Source organism: Agreia sp. PsM10, assembly GCF_030433855.1.
Classification (GTDB): domain Bacteria; phylum Actinomycetota; class Actinomycetes; order Actinomycetales; family Microbacteriaceae; genus Agreia.
Genome location: NZ_JARUXC010000001.1, coordinates 167,074 through 193,128, shown reverse-complemented (window position 1 = coordinate 193,128; position 26,055 = coordinate 167,074). Strand labels below are relative to the sequence as shown.

Sequence of the window (26,055 nt, the reverse complement as noted above, 5' to 3'; positions counted from 1 at the left end):
CTGACATGCCGTCGCCAGAGACCGAAGTGATCCCGCCCGACGAGGCGCGCCTTCGACGACTCCTGCCGTCGGCCCTGGATGTCGCGGGGCTGGCATCGCGCAGCGTGGCCGATTTCGCCGGCGCCGTATCCGCTCACCTGCTCGCCTCCGGTGGCCGAGCCCGACCGTGGGTACTGGACGCCGACCGCATCGCCGCCGCCTATGGCAGCGATCGTCTCCTGCGCCTGCAGGGTCAGCCCGTCACGATGTTCGCCGAGCTCTCGGGATTCTTCCCCACGCGCGACGGCTGGATCAGGACACACGCGAACTATCCCCACCACCACCGGCGCCTGTGTCTCGCCGTGGGGCTGTCGGACGACACGAGCGCCGCCGAGTTCGCTGCGGCCGTCGTCTCCCTCGACGCTCACGCCGTCGAGGATGCCGCCTGGGCCGTCGGCGCCCTGGCCGTCCGGGTGCGCGAACCAGGCGAGTGGAGGCCTTCCGCGGTTCACCGCGGCAGCGAGGTGACGTCCGGGCGGCGACCGACCACGCGGCGACCGCACGGCCGGCAGGAGGCGCCGCTGTCCGGCATCCGTGTTCTCGATCTGACCCGGGTGATCGCCGGGCCCGTGGCCACCCGCAGTCTCGCCCTGCTCGGCGCCGACGTGCTGCGCATCGACCCGCCCACGATGCCCGAGATCGCGGTGCAGCACGTCGACACGGGCCAGGGCAAGAGATCCACGCTCCTCGACGCGAAGACCGCCTCCGGGCTCACGGCGATCAACGCTCTGCTGGCCGACGCCGACGTTCTCGTCAGCGGTTACCGGCCGCACGCGATCGAGGCTCTCGGTCTCGAGCTTCCTCCGGGCCTGGTGCACGCCACGGTGGATGCCTGGGGCGACGTTCCAGGATGGCGCACCCGACGAGGCTTCGACAGCCTGGTACAGGCCGTCACGGGCATCTCGATCATCGAGTCGAAGACCGCCGGAGCCGGGCCGTCCGTTCCCGGTGCCCTGCCGGTGCAGGCGCTCGATCACTCCGCCGGATACCGGCTCGCCGCTTCCGTGGTGCGTGCGCTGACCGACCAGCTCGACGATCCACGGGGTCGACGTGTTTCGGTGTCGCTCGCGGGCGTGGCCGCAGAGCTCCTCGGGGACGAGCGGTACACGAGCAGTGCCGAGCGGCAAGCGCTGAAGGGCGACGTCGTGGTCACGCACGGCGATGTCACGACGGCGCGACCCGCCCTCACGGAATTCGCCGACTACGCGGCCCCCGCGCATCCGCTCGGCGCCGACGCGCCGGTCTGGCTGTGATCGCCGCCGACCACCCAGCGAGCCTCGCGGGTCGGCGGCTCGCGTCTTGCTAGCGTCGATCAGATGAACAACGACGACCGCTACGGCTCCGATGTACTGGCCGACTTCTCACGACGCCCGGCCAGGATCGACCTCCCGGTCGTCGAGGCGGTCACCGACCTCGTGCTCGAAGACGTCGCCAGCGACTTCTGCGGCTCGGTCGTGCGCATCGAGGGTCGCATGGTCGAGCTGGAGGACCGCAAGGGCCGTCGCCGCATGTTCCCCCTCGGGCCGGGATTCCTTCTCGAAGGAACACCCGTGGCCGTGCGCGCACCCCGCACGAAGCAGACCGGACTCGGCCGCACCGCCTCCGGATCGATCGCCGGACCCCAGGAACGCGCCCGCGTGGCCCGCGCCAGCCGCATCTTCGTCGAGGGACGCCACGACGCGGAACTGGTCGAGAAGGTCTGGGGTTCCGACCTGCGCTCCGAAGGCGTGGTGGTCAAGTACCTCGAGGGCGTCGACCACCTCGAGGAGGTGCTCGCGGAGTTCCGTCCCGGCCCCGGACGACGCGTCGGCGTGCTGGTCGACCACCTGGTGCCGAATTCGAAGGAGAGCCGCATCGCGGAGAAGGTCGCGCGCGGACCGCATGGCACGAACGTGATCGTGGTCGGGCATCCGTATGTCGACGTGTGGCAATCGGTCAAGCCGCAGCGACTGGGCCTCACCGAGTGGCCAGTGATCCCCCGGTCGATCGAGTGGAAGCACGGCATCTGCGAGGCCTTCGGGTGGCCGCACGCCGAGCAGGCCGACATCGCGCGCGCGTGGCAGCGCATCCTGTCGCGCGTATCGACCTACACCGACCTCGAGCCGCAGCTGCTCGGCAGGGTAGAGCAGCTCATCGACTTCGTCACCGCCGAGTAGCCGCCGAGCAGCGCCGAGCAGCTGTCGGCCTCACCAGCCGAGGGTGCCGGGCGCGCCCTTGAACGGGCCGACGACGCGCGACGTGATCCACCCGCCGTAGAAATCGCCCTCCTGGGGCGCGACCGTCTCGCCGTCGACGGTGCAGGCATCCATCGCCCCCGGGTAGACCGCGACCCGGTCTCGCAGCTCGTCGAAGCCCGCGGTCGGCGAGGGATAGAACCAGCCCGCGCCGGCCGCGACGACGTCGCCGCCGCGCACTGTGACGTATTTCGCCGATCCCTTGAACTCGCAGAACGAGCTGCCGGGTGCCGAGCTGAGAACACCGTCGGCGAAGTCGGCGCGGGGCAGATAGTAGACGGGCGGATGGCTCGTCTCGAGAACGCGCACCGCATCGACGCTGTCGGCGATGACGACCCCGCCGAGGGTGATCCGGATGCGTTCGGTCGATTTCTCGACGCGGGGCGGGCGCGGGTAGTCCCACACCGATTCCTGGCCGTCGGCGGGCGTCTGGGCGTTCGAAGGTCGTGGGCTCATGTGTCGAAACTACGCTCTCCCGGGTACGGATCGTAGGATGATCACCCCACCGACCGAACGAAGGATCATCAGTGGCGAAGAAGCAGAAGCAGATCGGCGAACCGCAACCCGGCCCCACGATCTACGATCCCGACCTGCACCCGCAGTTCACCCGCGGAATCGATGGGCTGCTCAGCGTTCACCGACCCGTGGTGATCGCGCACATCAAGTCCATCCGCAGGATGCACCCGAACGCCTCGACCGAGCAGATCATCAAGATCCTCGAGAACCGGTACCTGGCCGCGGTCACGACAGGCGGCGCAGCGGTCGGCGCCAGTGCTGTCATTCCCGGCATCGGGGTGGGAGTGTCGCTGGCCCTGACCGGCGTCGAGACAGCCGGTTTCCTCGAGGCGAGCGCCCTGTTCGCCCAGTCGATCACCGAGGTGCACGGCATCGCCGTCGACGATCCGGACCGGGCACGCACCCTCGTGATGTCGATGATGATGGGCACCGCCGGCGCCGACCTCGTGAGGCAGCTCGCGGGCCAGGTGGCGGGAACGGGTGCACCGCGAACCCAGTACTGGGGAACCCTCGTCACACGCAGCCTCCCGCAGTTCGCCGTCGGACCGATCGCCGACCGGCTCAAGACGACCTTCCTCAAGCACCTCGCCGCCCGCACCGGCGCCGGAGCAGTGGGTCGCCTCGTCCCCTTCGGCGTGGGCGCCGTCATCGGTGGAACCGGAAACCACATCCTCGGCCGCAAGGTCGTGCACAGCGCCCGCTACGCCTTCGGGCCTCCGCCGCCGTTCTTCCCCGCGAGCCTGGAGCCGAAGGTCGTGGTGCCCCGCGAGAAGAAGGCGCCGAAGCAGAAGGAGCTGACGACGGGCAAGCCGTCGCGGCTGCCGCGTATGCTCACCCGCTCCAAGAAGGCATCCGAACCCGAGGTGCTGGCTCCGGATGCGCCGGGCTCGGAGTGGCCGGACGTGCGGATCTGATCGGATCCGCACCCCGGCCACCCGGTCAGTCGATAGGCGTCAACCGATGTCACTGCCCGGGCGTCGGCCCGTCGACTCCGGCGGGTGTGTCGATGATGTCATCGAAATCGTCGTGCTTCGCGAGGTACGCCGAGACCATGGGGCAGCGCGAGACGATGCGCATCCCCTGCGTACGGCAGTCGCCGAGGGCATATTCGATCAGTTTCGTCGCCAACCCCTGTCCGGCGTGCTGCGCGTCGACCTCGGTGTGGAGGAAGACCCTGCGCGGCCCTGCGTCGCGATAGAAACACCGACCGACGACCTCGCCGTCGATGCTCAACTCGTAGAGCCGGCCTGTATCCGCGATCTCGATCATGGTCTCTATTCTGCGCCGTATTTGCGACTCGCACACCTCTATGGTGAATCGCTGAGAGTCGACTGCTAAGCTGTGATGAAGTTATCGATTCGTTACATGCAGGCAGAAGGCGGGGTGAGAGCACTGTTCGCACGATGGACCACGGAGATCACTCCCGTCAGCACCACGTTGGCCGACACCGGAGTGGCGTTCGTCCCCATGCTCATCGCCGCCGCTGTCGTCCTGGTCGTGATCGGTGTCGCGGTCGTGCTGGTGCGTATGCGCCTCGCCCGCGTCGACCGGTGAACCTGCACAGCTGAACCTGAGCAGAGTCGCCGCTACAGCGACTCGTCAGCGACCGGAGCGTGCTCGTCGACCGGGCCGTCGTCGGCGTGGAGGTCGGCATTGTGCTGCCACTGCCTCATGAGCCCGTCGATGGCCTCATGGAACCTGCGGGTCGTGGCACCGGGCGTCGTGTCTCCGAAATAACGCTCGACCCAGAAGGCGAGACGCGCCTCCGCCTCGGGATCGTGCTCCAACGCGTCGATCCGAGCCACGATGTCGGCGGACTCGTCGGCGTCGAGCCACTCGGCTTCGAACAGGTACCCGCTCGAATCGATCTCGGCCAAGGCGTTCGCCGGCCTCGTGACGAAAAGGGGCTTTCCGCTGGCGAGACGGTCGTAGACCATGGCCGAGATGTCGACGACAGCCATGTCGGCGGCCGCGAGCTGCCAGCCGAGTTGGGGCCCATCGTCGAAGACGTGCTGCGCCCGCGGATCTGCGGCGTTGGCCTGGGAGATCATCCTGATGATCTGCTGGTTCGCCGCGGCGTAGCCGGGGTCGACGACTCCGCTCCGAGGATGCGGCCGGTAGATCACGCGGTGCTTGCCCGTCGCGAGCAACTGGGATACCAGGGTGACCCCGTGGGTCACGATCGAGCCGTAGGCGGCCGACGGCCTGTCGCCTTCCCACGTCGGCGCATAGAGCACCACGCGTCGTTCGTCTGGCGCATACGGCACCGGCCCCGAATAGTGGTCGGCCTGCGGCCGCCCGATGCGGATGGCCCGCTTGTCGAAGTCGTAATCCCACAGAACGCGGTTCAGTCGAGCGACCGCCGCCTCGCCCGCGACAAGGCTGTAGTCATAGGCCTTGAACTGGTTGGTGGTCATGTACATCTTGTCGCTCTCACCGTGGTTGATGAAAACGTGCCAACGGCGCCCGTAGCGCATCATCTGAAAATTGCGAGCGTTCTGATTCACATAGAAGACGATCTTGAGCGGCTGCTCCTCGATCATCTTCTCGAGGTCGATGACCTTGCGCACGTACGCCACGGGAACGGGCGACTCGTCGAGAAGCGCGTTCATGGCCGACGGGTTGCGACTGAGGATGACGACGGGCCACGTCTTCGCCAGCTCGGCCAGCGGTTCGTACCACTGGCGGAGCTGGTAGAGGTTCACGTCACCGTCGGCGAAGTACACCGCGATCTCGAAGGTCCCCGGGGCGAAAGGCGGTCGTCCGGCGAGCTTGTGGGCGAGTTCGCCCCGCGTGCGGCGCGACTTCAGCAGGTCGAGTCCGACCTTGAGTCCGAGTCTGGCGTCACGAAGAATTCCCACGATTCAAGGGTACTCAGCGTCTGTGAGGGCCCCCGACCGGGGGGCCGTTCCGGTAGCCAATCGTGATGAAGGCGCCACGTCGCACCCCGGCACGTCGGCAACTAGACGATCGGCGGCCTGCCGGCCATGGTCATCCGGAGCACCGTGCGCCACCGCATGGGCCGACGTTCGCCGGCGTCTTCACGCCACCCGGCCATCCAGCCGCCGAACCAGGCGCGCAGGTGGTCTGGTCGCCGTGCCCAGCGCAGAATCTGGATGCCGGTCCACGAGCCCACATAGATCGGCACGAGAACCGCGGGCAGGTTGCGCCTGGCGAGCCACACGCGATTGCGCGCATTGAGCCGGAAATAGTAGGAGTGTCTGGTGGGCTCGATCGCGGGGTGGTTCGCCACCAGGTCGCCCGCATACCAGGTCACCAGTCCCTCGTTCCAGACGCGCCAGGCAAGCTCGATGCCCTCGTGGGCGTAGAAGAACGGGGCCGCCCATCCCCCGGTGGCGTCGAACACCGCTCGGGGCAGCAGCACCGCCCCCTCCCAGACGGAGAAGACGGGCGACGACGCCGTCGGGTCGCCCTTGCGGATGCGCGGGGTCCAGCGTCGAGGATTGGTGACGCCCGTGGGGTCGACGACCCGGGGCTGCACCAGTCCGATACGCGGATCGGTGCGGATCAACTCGATCGCGTCGATCAGGAAGGTGGGCGACGGGATGCTCGCGTCGTCGTCGAGGAAGAAGATGAACTCGCCGGAGACCTGCGCGACGCCGGCGTTCCGACCTGCCGGGATGCCGAGGTTCTCGGGCAGGGCGAGCGTCGCTATGCCCTCGGGCAGCCCTGCGGGAACCCATCCGTTGCCGACGCAGACGACATCGAGGGTCACGCCCGTCTGGGCCAGGATCGACTCGAGTCCGCGGCGCAGGTCGTCTGGCCGGGTGCCCTGGGTGAGCACCACGACTCCGACCGTGGCGAGAGCATCGTCGGCTATGAGCGCACCCGCTTCGACGCCATGATCGCCACGAAATGGCCGATGAGGGCCAGAACGGCGAGCGGCAGAAGGGCCCCGAGCAGAATGCGGTCGGCGAGCGGCCCGCCGATGAAGAGGCCGAGAACAGCGAACGCGAAAGCGAGCATCGTGAGTTCGACCGAGTGATAGAGCCGGTGGAACGGCACGAATCGCGCAAGCCTGCGAAGGCGGGCGACGAGGCGCTGCGAGGGCTCGGACTCGCCCTGCTTGTCGGCGAGCTTGCTGAGCCCCGCATTCGCTCGCGCCACGTGGACCATGTCGTTCAGGGCCTTGTTCAGCACGATCACGAGAGCGAGGGCGAATCCGAGGGTCGTCCAGAGATAGTCGGCCGGAGCATCGAAGGGGAACCCGGCCGCACGGATGCCGAGGGCGATCGGGATCAGGGATTCGGTCGTGTAGTGACCGACCTTGTCGAGGAAGACGCCGGCGGGCGACGAGGTTCCGCGCCACCGGGCGACCTCGCCGTCGCAGCAGTCGACGAGCATCTGCAGTTGGCCGAGCACGAGGGCGAGCGAGGCGCCGCCGATGCCGGGAATCAGCAGGGCAGCCGCGGTCGACCAGCCGACGAGGATCATCAGGCCGGTCACGCCGTTGGCGGAGATCGACGTCTTGAGCAGCAGCCAGGTGAGGTACGGAGAGATGTTGCGGAGATAGAGCGACGCGGTCCAGTGCTCGGCGTTGCGGCGTCCCCGAACCTCGGGTGGCTGGGCGACAGCACGCAGCTCGGCGATCGAGGACGGTCGTCCTCGCGAAGACGTCGGTGACACGGTTACCTTCCGGTGTGCGCGGTGATGTTGCTCGTGAGCCTCAGGAACCCCAGGATGAAGCCCGTTCCCCAACTGAAGTGGATGCACGGCAAGACTACGAGAAACCACGCACCCGTGCGAAAACCGCGGCGGGCGGCGACGCCGATCGAGGCCACGATCACGAGGAGCACGTAGAGGATCGGAAAGACGAACAGGGCGGTGAAGATCCACGAGATCACCAGCGCCGCCCCCTGGGCGTTGCCGACGAGCCCGAAGTAGCCGAAGCATCCGAGCAGCAGGCCGAGCACGACCGACAGCACGGCGACGGGCGGAACGAAGTACTTGAGTGCGTTCGAGCTGAAGAAGCGTCGCGCGAGGTCACCACGCCAGAGCCCGGTCGAGAAGAACTGCCGCGCGAGCTTCTCGGGCGTGGGACGCGGACGGTAGATGACGGTGAGTCTGGGAGTGAACCAGACGACTCCCCCGGCCTCGCGCAGGCGTCGGTTCAGTTCCCAGTCCTGGCCGCGGCGGATCTCCTCGTTGAACAGGCCCACGCGCTGTATCCATTCACGGCGGAACACCCCGAGGTACACGGTCTCCGCCGGGCCTTCGGCACCTCCGACGTGATGCTGACCTCCGCCGAGACCGATCGCGGAGCCGTAGGCCGTGGCGACCGCGTTCTCGAACGGCGTCGTGCCCTCGGCCTGCATGATTCCGCCGACATTCGCCGCGTTCGTTCTCGCCATGGTCTCGACCGCGATGCGCGTGTAGTCCGTGGGGAGGACGGAGTGGGCGTCGACCCGCACCACGATGGGGTTCTGAGAGGCGTTGATCGCCACGTTCAGTCCGCTGGGCGTCGAGCCGGTGGGGTTGTCGATGACCTGGATGCGCGGGTCGACCCGGGAGAGCCGCTCCACCAGTTCCGTGGTGCCGTCGATGCTCGGTCCGAGAGCGACGATCACGTCGAAAGGACCGCGGTAGTCCTGCGCGAGCAGGCTGTCGATAGCGGCCTCGACATGGGTCACCTCGTTGAGCACCGGCATGACGTAGGAGACGCCGGGCAGGGAGCTCGCGGGGGTGTTCGGGGTCATGGCATCCACTCGTTGTGTTCGGGTGCCGTGTCGCACGCGGGATTCGATGTTGCTGCGCCGACGCTGGCCGATAGAGCCTATCGCAGGGCCGTCTCCAGGCATCGATCGGGCGCCACGTGCCGCACGCAGCGATCCCCGGACGGCCGAGGCCGTCCGGGGATCGTGTGCCGTTCTACGGACTACTCGGTGAGCTCTCCCAGAGTCACGTCGATGTCCTGGGTCTTGCCGTCGCTGTAGACGGTGAGCTTGGCATCGGATCCGGCCGCGAGGCTGCGCACCTGCGCCGTGAGATCGGTGGCGCTGGCCACGGCGATGCCGTTGAACGCGGTGATGACGTCACCGGCCTTGATGCCGGCCTTTTCCGCCGCGCCGCCCGACGAGACCTCTTTCACGAGGGCTCCGGCGGTGACGCTCGCGAGAGCCTGGTCCGAACTGGCGTCGCCGACCGAGGCCCCGAGCAGACCGTGGCTTCCTGAGCCATCCTTGATGATCTCCTCGGCGATGCGCTGCGCGAGCGAGGCGGGAATGGAGAAGCCCACGCCGATCGAGCCCGACTGGCTGTCGGAGCTCGTGGAGCCCGCGCTCGCGATGGCCACGTTGATTCCGATGAGCTCGCCCTTGTCGTTCAGCAGCGCTCCACCCGAGTTTCCCGGGTTTATCGCGGCGTCGGTCTGGATGACCGCGAGGGAGATGCTCGACGTGGCCTGCGTCTGAGTCTGCGACTGCGAACCGTCCTGGCCCGGGATGTCGAAGTTCCAGAAGTCGTACGGGTTGTCCTGCGAGCCGTCTCCGGAGTCGCCGTTGCCATCGGGGGCCGTCGAGTCGGTGTCGTCACCCTTCGGTGCGGCCGACGACGCGACGGTGATCGCGCGGTTGAGGGCGCTGACGATTCCGGTGGTGACCGTGCCGGACAGGCCGAGCGGGGCGCCGATGGCCACAACGGAGTCGCCGACGTTCAGCTTGGTCGAGTCGCCCCAGGTGATCGGGGTGAGGTCGCTGGCCTTCTCGAGCTTGATGACCGCGAGGTCGGCGACAGGATCGGTGCCGACGAGCGTGCCGGTGAAGAGCCGTCCGTCGTTGGTCGTGACCTGGATGGTGGGGTTGGCGGTCGCGCCATCGAGGGTGACGACGTGGGTGTTGGTGAGGATGTAGCCGTCGTCAGAGAGGATGACGCCCGAACCGGTGCCGCCCGACGACCCGTCGTTGACCGAGATCGTCACGACCGACGGCGAGGCCTTGGCGGCCACGGCGGTTGCGAGCGAGGCGTCGTCGGCGTTGTTGACCGTGATCGTCTGCGGACCCGTGGCCGTGGTGTTGGTGGACTGCTGGTTCTGGCTGATCACCCACGCGCTGATTCCTGCGCCGGATCCACCGCCCACGAGAGCGGCGATGGCCAGGGCGGCGATGAGAACCGGGCCCCCTCGGCGCTTCGGGGCGCGCGAACCTGCGGTGTCTCCGCCGGCGACGGGCGGCTGCTGCGGCGGCTGACCGAAGGCGCCGTTGCCGTAGTTGCCCGGGGCCGCTGCATAGGGCTGCGTCGGCTGCGTCTGGTGGGGCTGGTGGGGTTGCGGCTGGCTCGGGGCGGCCGAGTGGTGTGGTGCCGGGGCCTGTGAGTACGCGGGGCTGTACGGCTGAGGTGCGGTCGGCTGCTGCGCGGCGGCCGATTGCGCGACGCTGGGCTGGACGGCCGTCGGCTGAGGCGTTGTCGGCTGAGGCGCGGCCGGCTGAGGCGCGGCCGGCTGCTCTGCCTGCGGGGTGGTCTGCTGACGCTCAGGAACCTGCGGGGTGCGCGGTTCGTTCGTGGCCTCGGGCGCGGATGTCGTGGGCGGGGTCTCTGCGGAGACGCCGGGTGCGTAGTGGGGGAAGGCGGGGGCGTTCTGGCTGGCGGCGGGGCTCGAACCGGTGTTCGTGGTGTCGTCGCGGTCAATGCCCTCGGCTGCCGCCGGGTTGATCGGGTTGTCGGTGTTCTCAGACAATGGGTGCTCCTTCCAAGCTCAGTAAGCATCGCCATCGAAGCTGGACGTTGTCTATGCGTGGGCTGGAAACGAACTGCCGTATCACTCGGGCGAAGCTTGGAGTTGGGAACCGCCGACTCGGGAACCGTATTCCGCGTCGTCAACACCCGGGTGACACGCGACGTCGGCCGCAGTCATCGGCGACGAGTACCGTCTTCGCCGCTTTCGCCGACGCGTTGATCGGCGGCGCCGTCGACGGTACGGTTCCTGCCAGTGCTCGCCACTCACCGCCGCCTATCCGGTACTCCGCCGCATACAGGATCGTGAGGTTGATCGTGTAGTCGCCCGGATGGTCGTAGACATGGCTGGTCGCCGTCTCGGAGAACTCGGCGACACCGAGCGACGCCCACGTGGCTCCGCCCGTCACGCTCGTCGTCGACGCCCCGTCTCCGTGGTCCCAGGTGAACGAGACCGGCGTGAATCGAACCTCGGCCGGACTGCCGAGCAGGGTCGTCGACACGACCCGCGGGGCCGCGTCGGCATAGAAGTTCGTCGGGAGCCCGACGACCATCCAGCCGTTCGGCTCCATCCCCTGCCCGGCCACTCCGGGAACCAGATGGGCGACCTCCCGAGTCGTCACGACCGGCGTCGCTGTCTGAGCGTCCCCGGGGTTCGGAATGACGCGTCGCTGCTCGGTGCACAGTTCGACGTTCGTCGAGGTGCACGGCACCTCCGCACCGTCCCCGCCGGAGCCGTCGGCTCCGCCTCCGGAGTCACCGCCGCCGCCGCCGCTCGACTCCTCGCCGGATCCGCCGCCGCCACCCTGGCTGCTCCCGACCTCCACATCGACCCCACCCCCGGAAACCGCCCCGCACCCTGTCGACCACTGATCAATTTGAGAGCATCCGCCACCAGCTGCCGCTGCCACGTGAGCTGGAAGCGCAAGAAGGAAACAGACCATTGTCCACGCGGCCACTATTCGCAGAAATTTGTGCCTGTCCATACCTTCCTCTCGGAGAGTAGGAAATGGATCGTTTCGTCGCGCTCTAGTTCAACCTCGAAAGGAGTTACGTTGACCCGGTCCGCTGAAACTAGAGAGTTTCCGTCCTGGTCCAGCAGATCGACGAATGTCACGTCTTCGCAGACATAGGCCGAAATTCGGTTATCGGTCCAGTCAGAAAGTTCGAGAGATTGAAGACGCGTAGAGCCCGTAATTCTGAGTCCAGCCTCACGAATCTCGCGCATGTTTTCGTAGATCACGTCGAGTGCCGCTCCCTGAGCCACGTCGGTCATCCGGTCTGGTTCGGTTCCACCTTGGGAAGCGATTTCATCGTTCAACGCGAGATAGCTCTTGTACGCGTCAGTGGCGAGAGCCTCCGCACTCTCACGAGATGTAGTTGGTGTTGTGACCTGAGTATCGATCGTCGGTTCAGCGGGCTCCACGATCGGTGAGCAGCCTGCAACTGCAGCCACACTGACCGCAAGCACGCCCATAAGTCCGCAGCGGATGGAGTCAGTGTGTTTCCGACAGAACATGGGAACACCGTAGAGGATGTCGGCGCGTGACGCGGGAAGTTATCCACATGGTGGCTGGCGGTAGGTTTGATCTTCGTGACTATCTCTGGTTCCTGGCAGCGCACGGCGCGCGGAGCGGGCCTGCTTTCGCCCGACGGCTCGATTCGGTCGACGATCTTCGCCGAGATGAGCGCCCTCGCCACGTCGACGGGCGCGATCAACCTCGGACAGGGCTTTCCCGATGAGGACGGCCCGGCCGAGATCCTCGAAGCTGCACGCCGCGCGATCAGCGACGGACTGAACCAGTACCCGCCGGGGCTCGGCATGCCGGTTCTGCGCGAGGCGATCGCCGCCCATCAGAAGCGGTTCTACGGTCTCGAGGTCGACGCCGAACGCGAGGTGCTCGTCACGGCCGGCGCGACCGAGGCACTCGCCGCGACGCTCCTCGCGCTCGTCGACGACGGAGACGAGGTGGTGACCCTCGAGCCCTTCTACGATGCGTACGGCGCGGTGATCGCCCTCGCCCGAGGCATCCACCGCACGGTTCCCCTGCGGCTGCCGGCGTTCCTGCCCGACCACGACGACCTGCGCGCGGCCGTGACCGACCGCACCCGCGTCATCCTGATCAACAACCCGAACAACCCCACCGGCACGGTGCTGCCGCGCGAGACCCTCGAGCTCATCGTCGAGCTCGCCCACGAGCATGACGCGATCATCGTCACCGACGAGGTCTACGAGCACCTCACCTTCGGCGTTCCGCACATTCCGGTGGCGACCCTCGCCGGCGCACGGGAGCGCACCGTCACGATCTCGTCGGGTGGCAAGACGTTCAACACCACCGGTTGGAAGATCGGATGGCTGACCGCACCGCACGAGCTGGTCACGGCGATCCTCGCGGTCAAGCAGTTCCTGACCTTCGTGAACGGCGCTCCGTTCCAGCCGGCGATCGCACTGGGCCTCGGCCTGGGCGACGACTTCTTCGACGGCATCGCCCGCACTCTTCAGGCCAAGCGCGACCTTCTCTCGACCGGTCTCGCCAAGGCGGGCTTCGAGGTGTTCACCCCGCAGGCCGGCTACTTCGTGGTGGCCGACGCCGCGCCGCTCGGCTACACGGACGCGGCGGCACTGTGCCGAGACCTGCCCGAGCTCGCCGGCGTCGTCGGCATTCCGATCAGCGCCTTCTGCGGCGAGCAGCTCGCGGGCGAGTACTCGTCGCTCGTGCGATTCGCCTACTGCAAGAAGGTCGACGTGCTCGAGCGGGCTGCCGCCCAGCTCGCCCGCGCGGGGCGCTAAGAGCCGCTGACGTCAGCCCGCGGGCTTCTCTTCGCGCGCGAGCTTCTCGACCATGCGCTCGATGGCGCGGGCCCGGCCCTGTTCCGTCTTCAGAGCCTGAATGCGGTAGTACACCGCGAACCGGTTCTGCGCATTGAGGGTCGCGTAGAAGGCCTTCGCGGCAGGGTTCCGTTCGAGAGCGCTGAGAAGATCCGGATGCGGCTGCGCATCGGTCGAGGCCGCATACGCCCTGTCCCAGCGGCCATCCGCCTTCGCCCGCTCGATCTCGGCCAGGCCGCGGGACGACATCCGGCCGTCTGCGATCATCGCCTCTGCAGCCAGGCGGTTGCGCATCGACCACGGGCTGGCAGCCCTGCGCGGAGTGAATCCGCGGAACGACGTGTGCTCGTCGCGTGAACGCGACTGCCCGTCGATCCATCCGAATTCGAGGGCCACGTCGAGCGCCTCCGCATAGGTGACCGTCGTGAAGGGCGCACCTTTCTTCGCCACGATCAGCCAGATGCCGACCTCGAGGTCTTGATTCACCAGCATCCAGTCGCGGAACTCGTCACGCGACGAGAACTGCAGGCTCTCCCGCTCCGCCGCCACGTCGATCGCCTGCTACAGCTCTCGCGTTCCGAAGCGGCGCAGGGCCAGCGCGGGATTCACGCGCCGCACCTCGTCGATGCGGTTTCGGTCGATCGAGGCGACGGCGACGTCTTCGTTCTCGGCGAGGGATGCGATGGTCACTCCCATCGGATCGACGACGAGGCTGGCCCCGACCCCGATCGGCGGGGTGTGGTCGGCCGCGGCGACATAGATCGTGTTCTCGAGGGCCCGCGCGGTGACGAGCGTGCGCCAGTGGTGCTCCTTCAGCACTCCCCTGACCCACTCGGCGGGCACGAGCACCAGGTCGGCTCCGGCGTCGACGAGGCGCCTCGACACCTCGGGAAAGCGGATGTCGTAACAGGTCTGGAGTCCGACTGTGAAGGGCCCGACGGTGAAGATCTCGGGAGCCTCGATGGCACCCGGTTCGACGAAGTCGCTCTCGCGCGACCCGAACGCGTCGTAGAGGTGGAGCTTGCGATACGAGGCCACGAGCTCGCCCGTCGGCGAGACGGCGACGACGGCGTTCGAGAATCGCTCGCCCGCCTCTGTCGTCTCGATCATGCCGGCGACGACGTGGATGCCCAGGCGGGCGGCGAGGGACCCCAGCGCCGTGACGAACGCGCCGTCGAGGGGTTCGGCGTTCTCGAGGAAGCCGTGGCCGAAGGGATCGGAGAAGTACGACGAGTATTCGGGGAAGACGACGATGGATGCGCCGCGCGACGCCGCGCGCTCGGCCAGTCGCGTGATGGCGGCCAGATTCGCGGCCTTGTCGGCGCCGGGGGCGAACTGGGCGATGGCGACACCGAGACCGGCGGCCTGGTCTATCTCGTGCACCGGGCCGGAGGTGAGGGTCATCCCCTCACCCTAGCGAAGCGTGGCCGCACTCGGAATGAGACCGAACCCCGACTCGATCGCGACGGCCGCGGCGCCCCGGGCCCACGACGTGAAGTCCGCATCGGTACGCCTGATCTGCACGGGAAGCGCATCGGGGTCGCGATCCGACTCGATGGCCGCGCGAACGACGTCCTCGGCGACCTCCACCAGCCCGATGCCCTCCCCCGAGAGCACGACGATGTCGACCATGGCGAGGTTCGCACTGGCGGCGATCAGTCTTCCGAGAGCCCGGGCCGAGGTCTCGACGACCTGGCGTGCGACGGCATTGCCCTCGGCCGCGAGCGCGAGCAGCTCGTCGTAGTCCACGGATCGTCCGAGGCCGACGCCGGCCGACGAGCACATGCTGCCGATCGAGAGCATGGCCGACGAGCAGCCGCGATGTCCGTCGATGCAGAGCGGGCCGGTGTTGTCGAGGGGAAAGTGCCCACCGAGCCCGAGTCCCGTGTCCGAGGTGATCACCTGGCGTCCGTGCACGACGAGCCCGTATCCGACGCCCGCTCCGATGGTGACCACCGAGAAGTTGTCGACTCCGCGGGCGTGCCCGAACCACTGCTCGGCCGTCGTGAGCGCCACCACGTCGTTCTCCACGGTGGCGGGCCGACCGAAGCGCTCCTCGATCGCGGTTCCGAGGTCGACGTCGTGCCAGTCGAGGAACGGCGCGCGCACGACGAGCGACGATCCGGTCACCTTGCCGCCGATACTGGCGCCGATCGCGGCCACGTCGTGCGCGTCGAGGTCGTCGATCAGCTTCTGGATGCCGTCGAGCACGTCGTCGACGCCGTGTCCGGCCAGCCGTGTGGTCGCCGACGCCCCGACGGTCGCACGGAGGTCGGTGACGACGCCGAAGACGTGCTCCCCCGTGATCTTGACCCCGAGCATGCGCTGCGCGTCGACCCTCACGTCGAGGGGTTTCACGGGCCTGCCGACGGCTCCGTCCTGGCGCTCCTGCCCCTCGACGAGGATTCCGTGGTCGAGAAAGGGACGGCTGAGACGGGTGAGGCTCGCGGGCGACAGCCCGAGCCTGCGGCCGAGCTCGCCGCGGGCGATCGGACCGTGGATCAGCACCTCGCGAGCGAGTTCGCGTGCAGGATCTCTTGTCGCGGATTCTCGGGTCGTCTCATTCATTTGTTTCGATTATCAACGAAATCGGCTCGTCGCGCGAGAAGAACACAGCAGGAACGCCAAACAACTCACGGTTGACACGGTAATTAGTTTCGCGGTAGAAATTATTCATGCAGAGCCGCAGCGACGTCATCCACCTCCGCGCCGGGGGCACGAGTGTGGTCATCGATCTCACCACCCCGGGATTCCCCGCGATCATCCACTGGGGCCACGACCTGGGCCTCCTCGCCGGGCCGCGACTCGCAGACCTGGCCGTCGCCGCCCGCCCGCAACGCGTATCCGGTGCACTCGACACACCGCCGCGCCTCACCATCGTGCCGCTCGAGTCGGCCGGCTGGCAGAACGAGCCCGGCCTCATCGGCTCCCGCCGAGGTCGCGACTTCTCGCCGAGACTCGGCTCCGTCGACGTTCACGACCAGAGCGCGACGACGGTGATCTTCGTCGCCCACGACGACCTCGCGCAGCTGCGCCTCACCGCGACGCTCTCCGTCGACGAGGCGGGATTGCTGCACCAGCGCCACACGATCACGAACCTGGGATCCGACGACTATGGGCTCGAGCAGCTCGTGGCCACCTTCCCGGTTCCGCACACGGCCAGGCAGCTCCTCGACACCACGGGCCGTCACCTGCGCGAACGCTCGCCCCAGCGGCACGACTTCACGACCGGACGACACGTGCGCGACAGCCGCCGCGGCCGCCCCGGCGCCGACTCCACCCTCTTCCTCGCCGCGGGCACGCCCGGCTTCGGTTTCGAACGCGGCACGGTGCACGCCGTCCACCTCGCGTGGAGCGGCAACCAGCGCATCGCCGCGGAGCGCACGGTGGCCGCGCACGCCCTCGTGCAGGCCGGCGAACTTCTCTCGAGCGGCGAGGTCATCCTCGCGTCGGGCGAGAGCTACACGACTCCCGATGCGATCGGATCGTGGGGCGACGGCCTCACCGCGCTGTCGGCTCGGTTCCACGAATCGCTCCGTGCCCGACCGAACCATCCCGTCGCATCCAGGCCCGTGACCCTCAACACGTGGGAGGCCGTCTACTTCGACCATGACCTCGACCGGCTGACACGGCTTGCGGATGCCGGTGCCCGGGTCGGCGCCGAACGTTTCGTTCTCGACGACGGCTGGTTCCGCGGCCGGCGCGACGACACGGCGGGCCTCGGCGACTGGTTCGTCGACGACTCGGTCTGGCCCGACGGCCTCGGCCCCATCGTCGAGCACGTCACCTCGCTGGGCATGCAATTCGGTCTGTGGGTCGAGCCGGAGATGGTGAATCCCGACTCCGACCTCGCTCGCGCGCACCCCGACTGGATGCTCCAGGCGGGCGGCACCCTGCCCGTCGAGGGCCGACAGCAGCAGGTTCTCGACCTGTCGAACCCCGCCGTCTGCGAGTACCTGCTCGAGCGCCTCGACTCCCTGCTCACCGAATACGACATCGCCTATCTCAAGTGGGATCACAACCGCGATCTGCTCGACGCCGGCAGCACGGCCACGGGCAGAGCGGCGGTGCACGCCGGTGTTCTGGCGCTCTACCGACTGCTCGACGAGCTCAAGGCTCGGCACCCCGGCCTGGAGATCGAGAGCTGCGCATCGGGCGGCGCCCGGGTCGACCTGGGCATCCTGGAGCACACCGATCGCATCTGGACGAGCGACTGCATCGACCCCCTCGAACGCCTGACCATCCAGAAGTACACGAACATCGTCGTGCCCTACGAGCTCATGGGAGCCCATGTCAGCGGGCCACACTCGCACTCGACAGGGCGCCGCCACGACCTGGCCCTGCGCGCGGGCGTCGCCCTTCCCGCACACTTCGGCATCGAGTGGGACATCTCCGAGCTCGACGACGCCGAGCTCGACGAACTCGCCGAGTGGGTCACCGCCCACAAGCGCGTGCGCGAACTAGTGCACACCGGTCGTGCGGTGCACGCCGACCTGCCCGACGCATCCGCGGACCTGCGCGGCGTCGTCTCCCCCGACGGCGCGCACGCCCTCTACACCTACACGCAGGTCACCACCAGCACGAGCTACCCGCCAGGACCCATGACGTTCCCGGGCCTCGACGACTCCCGCGTCTACCGGGTCTCGCTGGCCTCGCCGACGACTCGCCTCGGCGGGTCCGGGCAGTCCACGCTCGCGTGGGCCGAGCATCCCGTCGCCCTGACCGGCCTCGCCCTGCGGACCACCGGCATCCAGGCGCCCGTTCTCTTTCCCGAGCAGCTTCGGCTGATCGACTTCACCGCGATCTGACCCCGGATCGCGTCACGCACGACGCAAGGAGGCGTTCTCGTGTTTCATCCACCACCCGCTCGTTCCTCGACGAGGAACGGCCGCCCGATCAGGCGCGTCCTGGCCGCGGGAATAGGGCTCGTGCTCGCGGGCTCTGCGCTCGTCGGCTGCTCGAGCTCCGACGACGGCGTCGTCACCCTCGACTTCTTCCAGTTCAAGCCCGAGGCGGTGAAGGACTTCGCCGCCATCATCGACGACTTCGAGGCCGAGAACCCCGACATCCGCGTCGTGCAGAACGCGGTTCCCGATCCCGACACCGCGATCAGAACCCTGCTTGTGAAGAACAAGGTGCCCGACGTGCTCACCCTCAATGTGAGCGGCAACTTCGCCGAGCTCGCCCGCGCCTGCGTCTTCGCCGACCTCAGCGGCGAGGCATCGGCCGACACGGTGAACCCGGCGGTGCAGAAGATCGTTCAGGATCTCGGCAGCTGCGACCAGGGGGACGGTGCGGAGGTCAACGCTCTTCCGTTCGCCAGCAACGCCTCCGGCATCATCTACAACCCGGCGATCTTCGCGGAGAACGGCGTCGAGGTTCCCACCACCTGGGACGAGCTGATCGCTGCAGCGCAGACGTTCCAGCAGAACGGCGTGACGCCGTTCTACTGCACGATGAAGGATGCCTGGACCGCAGGCCCCGCATTCGTCAACCTGGGCGGCGTGCTCATGCCGGAGGGCTTCTTCGACGATCTCCGCGCCGAGGGCTCAGACCTCGACACGACCTCGTTCTCGAAGGACTTCGGCGACGCCGTCGAGAAGGAGGTCGAGCTCTACAGCTACTGCCAGGACGACTTCGCCAGTCGCGACTACAACGCGGGCAACGCCGCGTTCGCAGCCGGGGAATCGGCGATGTACCTGCAGGGGTCGTACGCGATCCCCGCGATCCGCGCGACGAACCCGGATGCGCAGATCGCCACGTTCCCGTACCCGGTCACCGACGACGCGGACTCTCGCGTCGTCGTCTCGGGCGTCGACGTCGGCATCTCGATCGGGCGGGACACACCGCACCGCGCCGAGGCACAGAGATTCGTGGACTACCTCATGTCGCCCGAGGTCGTGCAGGCCTATTCCGAATCGCAGAGCACGTTCTCCCCTCTCGAGAATGCCGTGCCGAACTCGGATCCGGCCCTCGCCGGCCTCGAACCGTACTTCACCGACGGTCGCATCATCGGCTTCATCGATCACCAGATCCCCGCGTCGATCCCGCTCGTGAACCTGCTCCAGACCCTCGTGCTCACCGGCAACACCGAGCGCTTCCTATCCGACCTCGACTCCGAGTGGAGCAAGGTCGCGGCCCGCACCGCAACGTCGCGAAAGGGAAAGTCATGAGCGCGCCCACGGCATCCGGCACCACCCGCACACCGGCCAGGTGCCGGATCGAACGCACCCCCAGGGCCTTCTTCTGGATGGTCGTCCCCGCCGTCGTGATCTTCTTCGGCCTGCACACCATCCCCGTGCTCACCGGCATGTTCTTCAGCCTCACTAACTACGCGGGCTACGGCACGTGGGACCTCGTGGGCCTGTCGAACTACATCAACCTGTTCCAGGACAGCCGAGTGCTGAACTCCTACGGGTTCACCTTCGGGTTCGCCATCGTCTCGACCGTTCTCGTGAACGTGATCGCCCTGGCGATCGCGCTCGGGCTGAACGCCCGGATCAAGTTCAAGACGGCCTTCCGCGGCGTGTTCTTCATTCCGTACGTGCTCGCCATCCTGATCATCGGCTACGTCTTCAACTACCTGTTCGCGAACTCGTTCCCGGCCGTCTTCGAGAGCCTGGGGCTCTCCGGACTGTCGGGGAACATCCTCGCCGACCCGAACTACGCCTGGATCGGCATCGTGATCACGACCGTCTGGCAGGCGGCCGCGTTCAACGTGATCCTCTACCTCGCGGGGCTCCAGACGATCCCCGGCGAGATCTACGAGGCGGCCGGCATCGATGGCGCCTCGGCGTGGCGTCGGTTCCGCTCGCTGACGTTCCCTCTCATCGGCGCGTACTTCACCATCAACATGGTGCTGTCGTTCAAGTCGTTCCTGCAGGTCTTCGACCAGATCATCGCCCTCACCAACGGCGGACCGGGAACAAGCACCGAATCCATCGCCATGGTGATCTACCGCGGCGGCTTCCAGGGTGGCGAATACGGCTACCAGATGGCGAACGCGGTCGTGTACCTGTTCGTCATCATCGTCGTGTCATTCATTCAACTGCGCTTCCTCCAGCGTAGGGAGGCGAGCTACTGATGACTGCAGCAATCCAGGGCACCGAAGCCCTTCGAACCGTACCCACCCCGCGCCCGCGTCGGCGCCGCCGCCGAAGCAGCGTGAACGGCGGAACCAACTGGTGGGTGACGGCCCTCATCGCGGTCTGCTCGTTGACCGTGCTGATTCCTCTCTACTTCACGATCATCACGGCGCTGAAGTCGCCCGACCAGCTCGGCGGAACGGGGTTCGAGTGGCCCACCAGCGTGCGCTGGGAGAACTTCGCCGACGCCTACCAGCTGACGAACTTCCCCCAGGCCCTGATGAACACGGCGCTCATCACGGTGGGCGCGGTCGTTCTGACGCTGCTGACGAACTCGCTGGTGGCGTATGCCATCGCCCGCAACATGCACAAGAAGTTCTTCAAGGGGCTGTACTTCTACTTCCTCGCGGCGATCTTCGTGCCGTTCCCGATCATCATGCTCCCCGTGGTGAAGGAGACCGCGCTGCTCGGCCTCGACACCCCCGTCGGCCTGATCCTGCTGTACACGGTCTACGGACTGTCGTTCAACATCTTCATCTTCGTGGCCTACATCCAGTCGATTCCGATCGAGCTGGAGGAGGCCGCACGCATGGACGGCGCGAGCACCTGGGGTGTCTTCTGGAAGGTCGTCTTCCCGCTGCTGACCCCGATGAACGCGACCGTCGGCATCCTCACCTGCGTCTGGGCGTGGAACGACTTCCTGCTGCCGCTCGTGATCCTGTCGGACCCGTCGGCGCGAACCCTTCCGCTGGCCCAGTTCGTCTTCCAGGGCCAGTTCAACACCAACTACACCGTCGCCTTCGCGTCGTACCTGATGGCGCTGGCGCCCCTTCTGGTGGTCTACGTGATCGCGCAGAAGTGGGTCGTCTCCGGTGTGATGAGAGGATCGGTCAAGTGACCAGTACAGAGACCATCCCGGCAACGACCGCCTGGTGGACCCGAGCCGTGGTGTACCAGATCTATCCGCGCAGCTTCGCCGACTCGAACGGCGACGGCGTCGGCGACCTGGGCGGGATCCGCTCGAAGCTCGACCACCTCGCCCAGCTGGGTGTGGACGTGATCTGGCTGTCGCCGATCTACCGCTCTCCCCAGGCCGACAACGGCTACGACATCAGCGACTACGAAGACATCGACCCGCTCTTCGGCACCCTGGCGGAGTTCGACCTGCTGCTGGCCGAGGTGCACGAGCGCGGCATGAAGCTGGTGATGGATCTCGTGGTCAACCACACCAGCGACGAGCATCCCTGGTTCGTCGAGTCGCGCTCGTCGCGCGACAACCCGAAGCGCGACTGGTATATCTGGCGCGACGGGCACGACGGAGCGGAGCCCAACGGCTGGACGAGCGCCTTCAGTGGCCCGGCCTGGGATCTCGACCCGCAGACCGGCCAGTACTACCTCCACCTGTTCGCCGCGAAGCAGCCCGACCTCAACTGGCAGAACCCCGAGGTGCGCGACGCCGTGTTCGCCATGATGAACCGCTGGCTCGACCGCGGCGTAGACGGCTTCCGCATGGACGTGATCAACTTCATCGCCAAGACGGAGTCGGAGCTGATCGGCACCAGTGTGCGGCCGACGATGGGGCCGCAGATCCACGACTATCTGCAGGAGATGCACCGCCGGGTCTTCGCCGGCCGCGAGGCCGAGCTGATCACCGTGGGAGAGATGCCCGGCGTCACCGTCGACGACGCCGCCCTCTTCACGGGAGCCGACAGGAAGGAGCTCGACATGGTGTTCCAGTTCGAGCACGTCGGGCTCGACCACAGCGAGACGAGCAAGTTCGACAACCTCCCGTTCGATCTCCTCGCGCTCAAGCGGTCTCTCGCCCGGTGGCAGACGGGCCTCGCGTCGACGGGCTGGAACAGCCTCTACTTCGGCAACCACGACCAGCCGCGTTCCGTCTCCCGATTCGGAGACGACGGGGAGTACCGATACGAGGCTGCGACGCTGCTCGCGACGATCCTGCACCTGCATCGCGGAACGCCCTACATCTACCAGGGCGACGAGATCGGCATGACGAACGCCGGATTCACGGCCATCGAGCAGTACGAGGACATCGAGAGCGTGAACCACTACGCCGAGGTCGTCGCTGCCGGGGCCGACCCGGCGTCGGTGCTCGAGCAGCTGGCGTTCCGCAGCCGCGACAACGCCCGCACCCCCGTGCAGTGGACTCCGGGGGCCGAGGCCGGATTCACCTCGGGACGCCCCTGGATCGAGGTCACCGGCAACGCCGACGCGATCAACGTCGAGATGGATCGTGCGGCCGGCGACAGGTCGATCTTCGACTACTACCGGCGCCTCATCGCGCTGCGGCACGAGCTGCCGGTCGTGGCACTGGGCGAATTCGCCCTGCTCGAGCCCGAGCATCCGACGCTCTATGCGTTCACGCGCACCCGCGGCGACGACCGGCTTCTCGTGGTCGGCAACTGGTCGGGCGAACCGCTCGACCTGCCTGCGGGGCTGACCTCCGATGCCGGCGAGCGCCTGATCGGCAACTACGCGGAATGGAACGACACGACCCTCCAGCCGTGGGAGGTGCGCGTCTACCGCCGCTGAGGAGACTCGACGGCGGGGAGGGTGGCCTAGCCTGTTTGTAGCCGCCGCACGGCCGCGCCGTTTTCTCGAAAGGACATCGCATCCCGTGAAGCTCCACTCCGTTCGCGTCCACCCCAGTTCCGATTCCCTGGAGCGCGCCGACCAGCTCGCGCACGCCATCGCCGAGGTCGCCGCCGACCCGGTTGCGGTCGACGCCGATGTCACCGAGATGATCATCAACCGGGTGATCGACAACGCCGCGGTCGCCGCGGCCTCGCTCACGCGCAGGCCGGTCGTGTCGGCGCGCTCGCAGGCCGAACGCCACCCCTACTCCCCCGGCTCGACCGTGTTCGGCCTGGCATCGGATGCGCGATTCTCGCCCGAGTGGGCGGCCTGGGCCAACGGCGTCGCCGTGCGAGAGCTCGACTTCCACGACACGTTCCTCGCGGCGGAGTACTCCCACCCGGGCGACAACATCCCGCCGATTCTGGCCGTGGCCCAGCACGCCGGTCGCACGGGGGCCGAACTGGTGCGAGGCATCGCGACGGGCTATGAGATCCAGGTCGATCTCGTTCGCGCCATCAGCCTGCACGCCCACAAGATCGACCACGTGGCGCACCTCGGCCCGTCGGCGACGGCCGGCATCGGCACCCTCCTGGGTCTCGACGTCGAGACGATCTTCCAGGCCGTGGGCCAGGCCCTGCACACCACCACCGCGACGCGGCAGTCCCGCAAGGGCGAGATCTCGTCGTGGAAGGCCCACGCTCCGGCGTTCGCCGGCAAGATGGCCGTCGAGGCCGTCGATCGGGCCATGCGCGGCGAGACGAGCCCGACACCCATCTACGAGGGCGAAGACGGGGTCATCGCCTGGCTGCTCGACGGCCCCGACGCCGCCTACGAGGTGCCGCTGCCCGTCGCCGGCGAATCGAAGCGCGGAATCCTCGACACCTACACGAAGGAGCACTCGGCCGAATACCAGGCACAGGCCTGGATCGACCTGGCACGCAAGCTGCACCACGAGCATCCGGTTCTCGTCGAGCACCCCGAGCGAATCGGCAGCATCACGATCCACACCAGCCACCACACGCACGTCGTGATCGGCTCGGGGGCCGGCGACCCGCAGAAGTACGACCCGACCGCGTCGAGGGAGACGCTCGACCACTCGATCCCCTACATCTTCACGGTCGCGCTGCAGGACGGCGCCTGGCACCACGTCGACTCCTACACCCCGCAGCGCGCGAATCGGGATGACACCGTGCGCCTCTGGAAGACCGTGCGCACCGTCGAGGACTCCGAGTGGACGAGGCGGTACCACTCGATCGACCCCCAGGAGAAGGCGTTCGGAGGCCGGGTCGAGATCCTGCTCACTGACGGCACGGTCATCACCGATCAGATCGCCGTCGCCGATGCGCACCCGCTCGGCGCTCGCCCATTCGCCCGCGAACAGTACGTCTCGAAGTTCCGCACGCTGGCCGAGGGCGTGCTCGAACAGGCCGAGATCGAGCGCTTCCTCTCGGTCGCGGCTCGACTGCCCGAGCTCCGCGCCGACGAACTCGCGGGCCTCACGATCACGGCGAGGCCCGGCCTGTTCGGCGGCATCCCGACCCCGAAGGGACTCTTCTGATGCTCTACGCCCCCACCACCGCGGCAGACAAGCGCGTCGCTCTCCGCGCGGGACTCTCGAGCGGCAGACTGCAACTCTTCCCGGGCGCGTTCAATCCCCTGTCGGCGAAGCTGATCCAGGAGAAGGGTATGGACGGGGTCTACATCTCGGGTGCCGTGCTCTCCGCCGACCTCGGCCTCCCCGATATCGGACTCACCACCCTCACCGAGGTCGCCGGCCGCTCCCAGCAGATCGCCCGCATGACCGATCTCCCGTCGCTCGTCGACGCCGACACGGGATTCGGCGAGCCGATGAACGTGGCCCGCACCGTCCAGACGCTCGAAGACGCCGGCGTCGCAGGGCTCCACCTCGAGGACCAGGTCAACCCGAAGCGCTGCGGTCATCTCGACGGCAAGCAGGTCGTCGACCTCGACACCGCACTCAAGCGCATCAAGGCCGCCGTCGAGGCGCGCCGCGACCCGAACTTCCTCATCATGGCCAGAACGGATGCGCGTGGGGTAGACGGCCTACAGGCCGCGGTCGACCGCGCCAAGGCTCTCGTCGATGCGGGAGCGGATGCGATCTTCCCGGAGGCCATGGCCTCTCTCGAGGAGTTCGCGGCCGTTCGTGCCGCCGTCGACGTGCCGATCCTCGCGAACATGACCGAGTTCGGCAAGAGCGAGCTCTTCACCACCCAGCAGCTCGCCGACGTCGGCCTCAACCTGGTGATCTTCCCCGTGTCCCTGCTCCGGCTCGCCATGGGCGCCGCCGAGAGGGGGCTCGACACGATCACGCGGGAGGGGTCGCTGACCTCGATGCTGCCCGAGATGCAGACCCGCGCGAGGCTCTACGAGGTTCTCGACTACGAGGCGTACAACTCATTCGACTCTGGCGTCTTCAACTTCTCGCTCGATCGGCATTTCGGGGCGTCGTAGCGGGCTGCACCAGCCTCGCGGCGGCCCGAACCGCCGACGCGCGCCGCCGTGCCACGACCTCCGGCGTCACGACGAGCCCGGAGTCGGCGAAGATCCCCGGGGCGCTCGCCCAGGTGGAGGCCAGGCCGAACAGCATCGCCACGAGATCCTCCGGCTCCCACTCGTCGTCGATGCGGCCGTCGATCTGTGCCCGGCGAAGCAGCTCTCCTTCGGAGAAGAGTCGCGAGCGGTCCTCGTCGACGAGCAGAGCCGAGATCCCTTCGAGCCGGGCCCAGTGCAGCATCCTCAGATGCTCGGGATGCGTGATCGTGTGGTCGAAGACCCGCCCCACGAACTCGGGCAGGTTGTCGACGTCGATCGGTATGGCATCGGCGACATCGTGCTGGTTGAGCTCGAGAACCTGTTGGAAGAGCGAGACCTTGTCGCCGAAGTAGGCGTAGAGCCGCTCCTTGCTGGCGCTGGCCGCCGCGGCGATCCGGTCGACTCGCGCTCCCGCGAGCCCGAAGTCGGCGAACTCCGTGCGTGCGGCATCGAGAATTCGTCTTCTGGTCGCTTCACCATCGCTTCTCATGGCTGATAGTCTAGCTAAGCC

25 protein-coding genes are annotated in these 26,055 nt (G+C 67.6%); 12 read left to right on the top strand and 13 right to left on the bottom strand.

Going from position 1 to position 26,055, the window contains the following annotated elements; all coding sequences use genetic code 11:
• Positions 1 to 5: 5 nt before the first annotated feature.
• Both QCD70_RS00920 and QCD70_RS00915 read left to right on the top strand, forming a co-directional pair.
• A complete protein-coding gene (locus QCD70_RS00920; protein ID WP_301213241.1) occupies positions 6 to 1,292 on the top strand; it encodes a CoA transferase in 1,287 nt (428 codons plus the stop codon).
• Positions 1,293 to 1,355: 63 nt separating this feature from the next.
• The gene (locus QCD70_RS00915; RefSeq protein ID WP_301213240.1) at positions 1,356 to 2,195 is read left to right on the top strand and encodes a DUF3097 domain-containing protein; all 840 of its coding nucleotides are present in this window, start codon (positions 1,356 to 1,358) and stop codon (positions 2,193 to 2,195) included.
• Between the two features lie 30 nt (positions 2,196 to 2,225).
• Here QCD70_RS00915 and QCD70_RS00910 read toward each other — a convergent pair whose 3' ends face one another.
• On the bottom strand, positions 2,226 to 2,729 hold the full coding sequence (locus QCD70_RS00910) for a DUF427 domain-containing protein (protein ID WP_301213239.1): 504 nt from the start codon (positions 2,727 to 2,729) through the stop codon (positions 2,226 to 2,228).
• A gap of 71 nt (positions 2,730 to 2,800) precedes the next feature.
• Here QCD70_RS00910 and QCD70_RS00905 point away from each other — a divergent pair, with 71 nt between their 5' ends.
• Positions 2,801 to 3,703: a hypothetical protein gene (locus QCD70_RS00905; RefSeq protein ID WP_441004896.1), complete on the top strand. Its 903-nt coding sequence runs from the start codon at positions 2,801 to 2,803 to the stop codon at positions 3,701 to 3,703.
• A gap of 49 nt (positions 3,704 to 3,752) precedes the next feature.
• On the opposite strand, the gene QCD70_RS00900 is transcribed toward QCD70_RS00905, so the two are convergent.
• Positions 3,753 to 4,058 carry a GNAT family N-acetyltransferase gene (locus QCD70_RS00900; protein ID WP_367316683.1) on the bottom strand — a complete coding sequence of 102 codons (306 nt, stop codon included), beginning with the start codon at positions 4,056 to 4,058 and terminating at the stop codon, positions 3,753 to 3,755.
• Positions 4,059 to 4,172: 114 nt separating this feature from the next.
• On the opposite strand from QCD70_RS00900, the gene QCD70_RS00895 reads away from it, so the two are divergent.
• The gene (locus QCD70_RS00895) at positions 4,173 to 4,343 is read left to right on the top strand and encodes a hypothetical protein (protein WP_301213236.1); all 171 of its coding nucleotides are present in this window, start codon (positions 4,173 to 4,175) and stop codon (positions 4,341 to 4,343) included.
• A 32-nt stretch (positions 4,344 to 4,375) separates the two neighbouring features.
• On the opposite strand, the gene QCD70_RS00890 is transcribed toward QCD70_RS00895, so the two are convergent.
• From QCD70_RS00890 to QCD70_RS00860, 7 genes are all read right to left on the bottom strand, one after another.
• On the bottom strand, positions 4,376 to 5,650 hold the full coding sequence (locus QCD70_RS00890) for a hypothetical protein (protein WP_301213235.1): 1,275 nt from the start codon (positions 5,648 to 5,650) through the stop codon (positions 4,376 to 4,378).
• A gap of 101 nt (positions 5,651 to 5,751) precedes the next feature.
• On the bottom strand, positions 5,752 to 6,597 hold the full coding sequence (locus QCD70_RS00885) for a glycosyltransferase family 2 protein (RefSeq protein WP_441004895.1): 846 nt from the start codon (positions 6,595 to 6,597) through the stop codon (positions 5,752 to 5,754).
• A 29-nt stretch (positions 6,598 to 6,626) separates the two neighbouring features.
• The gene (locus QCD70_RS00880; RefSeq protein WP_301213234.1) at positions 6,627 to 7,436 is read right to left on the bottom strand and encodes a CDP-alcohol phosphatidyltransferase family protein; all 810 of its coding nucleotides are present in this window, start codon (positions 7,434 to 7,436) and stop codon (positions 6,627 to 6,629) included.
• Positions 7,437 to 7,438: 2 nt separating this feature from the next.
• Entirely contained in the window at positions 7,439 to 8,506 is a 1,068-nt protein-coding gene (locus QCD70_RS00875) for a glycosyltransferase family 2 protein (protein WP_301213233.1), read from the bottom strand.
• Positions 8,507 to 8,685: 179 nt separating this feature from the next.
• On the bottom strand, positions 8,686 to 10,482 hold the full coding sequence (locus QCD70_RS00870; protein ID WP_301213232.1) for a S1C family serine protease: 1,797 nt from the start codon (positions 10,480 to 10,482) through the stop codon (positions 8,686 to 8,688).
• Positions 10,483 to 10,621: 139 nt separating this feature from the next.
• Positions 10,622 to 11,305: a PKD domain-containing protein gene (locus QCD70_RS00865; protein WP_301213231.1), complete on the bottom strand. Its 684-nt coding sequence runs from the start codon at positions 11,303 to 11,305 to the stop codon at positions 10,622 to 10,624.
• A 131-nt stretch (positions 11,306 to 11,436) separates the two neighbouring features.
• Positions 11,437 to 11,955: a hypothetical protein gene (locus QCD70_RS00860; RefSeq protein WP_301213229.1), complete on the bottom strand. Its 519-nt coding sequence runs from the start codon at positions 11,953 to 11,955 to the stop codon at positions 11,437 to 11,439.
• A gap of 117 nt (positions 11,956 to 12,072) precedes the next feature.
• Between QCD70_RS00860 and QCD70_RS00855 the strand changes: the two genes are divergently transcribed.
• On the top strand, positions 12,073 to 13,269 hold the full coding sequence (locus tag QCD70_RS00855; protein ID WP_301213228.1) for an aminotransferase class I/II-fold pyridoxal phosphate-dependent enzyme: 1,197 nt from the start codon (positions 12,073 to 12,075) through the stop codon (positions 13,267 to 13,269).
• Positions 13,270 to 13,281: 12 nt separating this feature from the next.
• On the opposite strand, the gene QCD70_RS00850 is transcribed toward QCD70_RS00855, so the two are convergent.
• From QCD70_RS00850 to QCD70_RS00840, 3 genes are read right to left on the bottom strand one after another with little or no spacing between them, the layout of a single operon-like run.
• A complete protein-coding gene (locus QCD70_RS00850) occupies positions 13,282 to 13,857 on the bottom strand; it encodes a YdeI/OmpD-associated family protein (protein WP_301213226.1) in 576 nt (191 codons plus the stop codon).
• Between the two features lie 12 nt (positions 13,858 to 13,869).
• Entirely contained in the window at positions 13,870 to 14,712 is an 843-nt protein-coding gene (locus QCD70_RS00845) for a carbon-nitrogen hydrolase family protein (protein WP_301213225.1), read from the bottom strand.
• Positions 14,713 to 14,721: 9 nt separating this feature from the next.
• On the bottom strand, positions 14,722 to 15,876 hold the full coding sequence (locus tag QCD70_RS00840) for an ROK family protein (protein ID WP_301213224.1): 1,155 nt from the start codon (positions 15,874 to 15,876) through the stop codon (positions 14,722 to 14,724).
• A 107-nt stretch (positions 15,877 to 15,983) separates the two neighbouring features.
• Between QCD70_RS00840 and QCD70_RS00835 the strand changes: the two genes are divergently transcribed.
• The 7 genes from QCD70_RS00835 (at position 15,984) to prpB (ending at position 25,463) form a co-directional block, all read left to right on the top strand.
• Entirely contained in the window at positions 15,984 to 18,116 is a 2,133-nt protein-coding gene (locus tag QCD70_RS00835) for an alpha-galactosidase (protein ID WP_301213223.1), read from the top strand.
• Between the two features lie 39 nt (positions 18,117 to 18,155).
• Positions 18,156 to 19,481, top strand: coding sequence for an ABC transporter substrate-binding protein (locus QCD70_RS00830; RefSeq protein ID WP_301213222.1), 1,326 nt, complete (start codon positions 18,156 to 18,158; stop codon positions 19,479 to 19,481).
• A complete protein-coding gene (locus QCD70_RS00825; protein ID WP_301213221.1) occupies positions 19,478 to 20,392 on the top strand; it encodes a carbohydrate ABC transporter permease in 915 nt (304 codons plus the stop codon). The genes QCD70_RS00830 and QCD70_RS00825 overlap by 4 nt, the downstream gene beginning before the upstream one ends.
• Positions 20,392 to 21,291, top strand: coding sequence for a carbohydrate ABC transporter permease (locus QCD70_RS00820; protein WP_301213220.1), 900 nt, complete (start codon positions 20,392 to 20,394; stop codon positions 21,289 to 21,291). Before QCD70_RS00825 ends, QCD70_RS00820 begins: the two co-directional genes overlap by 1 nt.
• Positions 21,288 to 22,946: an alpha-glucosidase gene (locus QCD70_RS00815; protein ID WP_301213219.1), complete on the top strand. Its 1,659-nt coding sequence runs from the start codon at positions 21,288 to 21,290 to the stop codon at positions 22,944 to 22,946. The genes QCD70_RS00820 and QCD70_RS00815 overlap by 4 nt, the downstream gene beginning before the upstream one ends.
• A gap of 85 nt (positions 22,947 to 23,031) precedes the next feature.
• Positions 23,032 to 24,549 (top strand): MmgE/PrpD family protein, encoded by a 1,518-nt coding sequence (locus QCD70_RS00810; protein WP_301213218.1) that lies wholly within the window; start codon positions 23,032 to 23,034, stop codon positions 24,547 to 24,549.
• Positions 24,549 to 25,463 carry a methylisocitrate lyase gene (prpB, locus tag QCD70_RS00805; RefSeq protein ID WP_301213217.1) on the top strand — a complete coding sequence of 305 codons (915 nt, stop codon included), beginning with the start codon at positions 24,549 to 24,551 and terminating at the stop codon, positions 25,461 to 25,463. The genes QCD70_RS00810 and prpB overlap by 1 nt, the downstream gene beginning before the upstream one ends.
• Here the strand turns inward: prpB and QCD70_RS00800 are convergent.
• The gene (locus tag QCD70_RS00800) at positions 25,426 to 26,034 is read right to left on the bottom strand and encodes a TetR family transcriptional regulator (protein ID WP_301213216.1); all 609 of its coding nucleotides are present in this window, start codon (positions 26,032 to 26,034) and stop codon (positions 25,426 to 25,428) included. The genes prpB and QCD70_RS00800 overlap by 38 nt on opposite strands.
• Positions 26,035 to 26,055 lie beyond the last annotated feature (21 nt).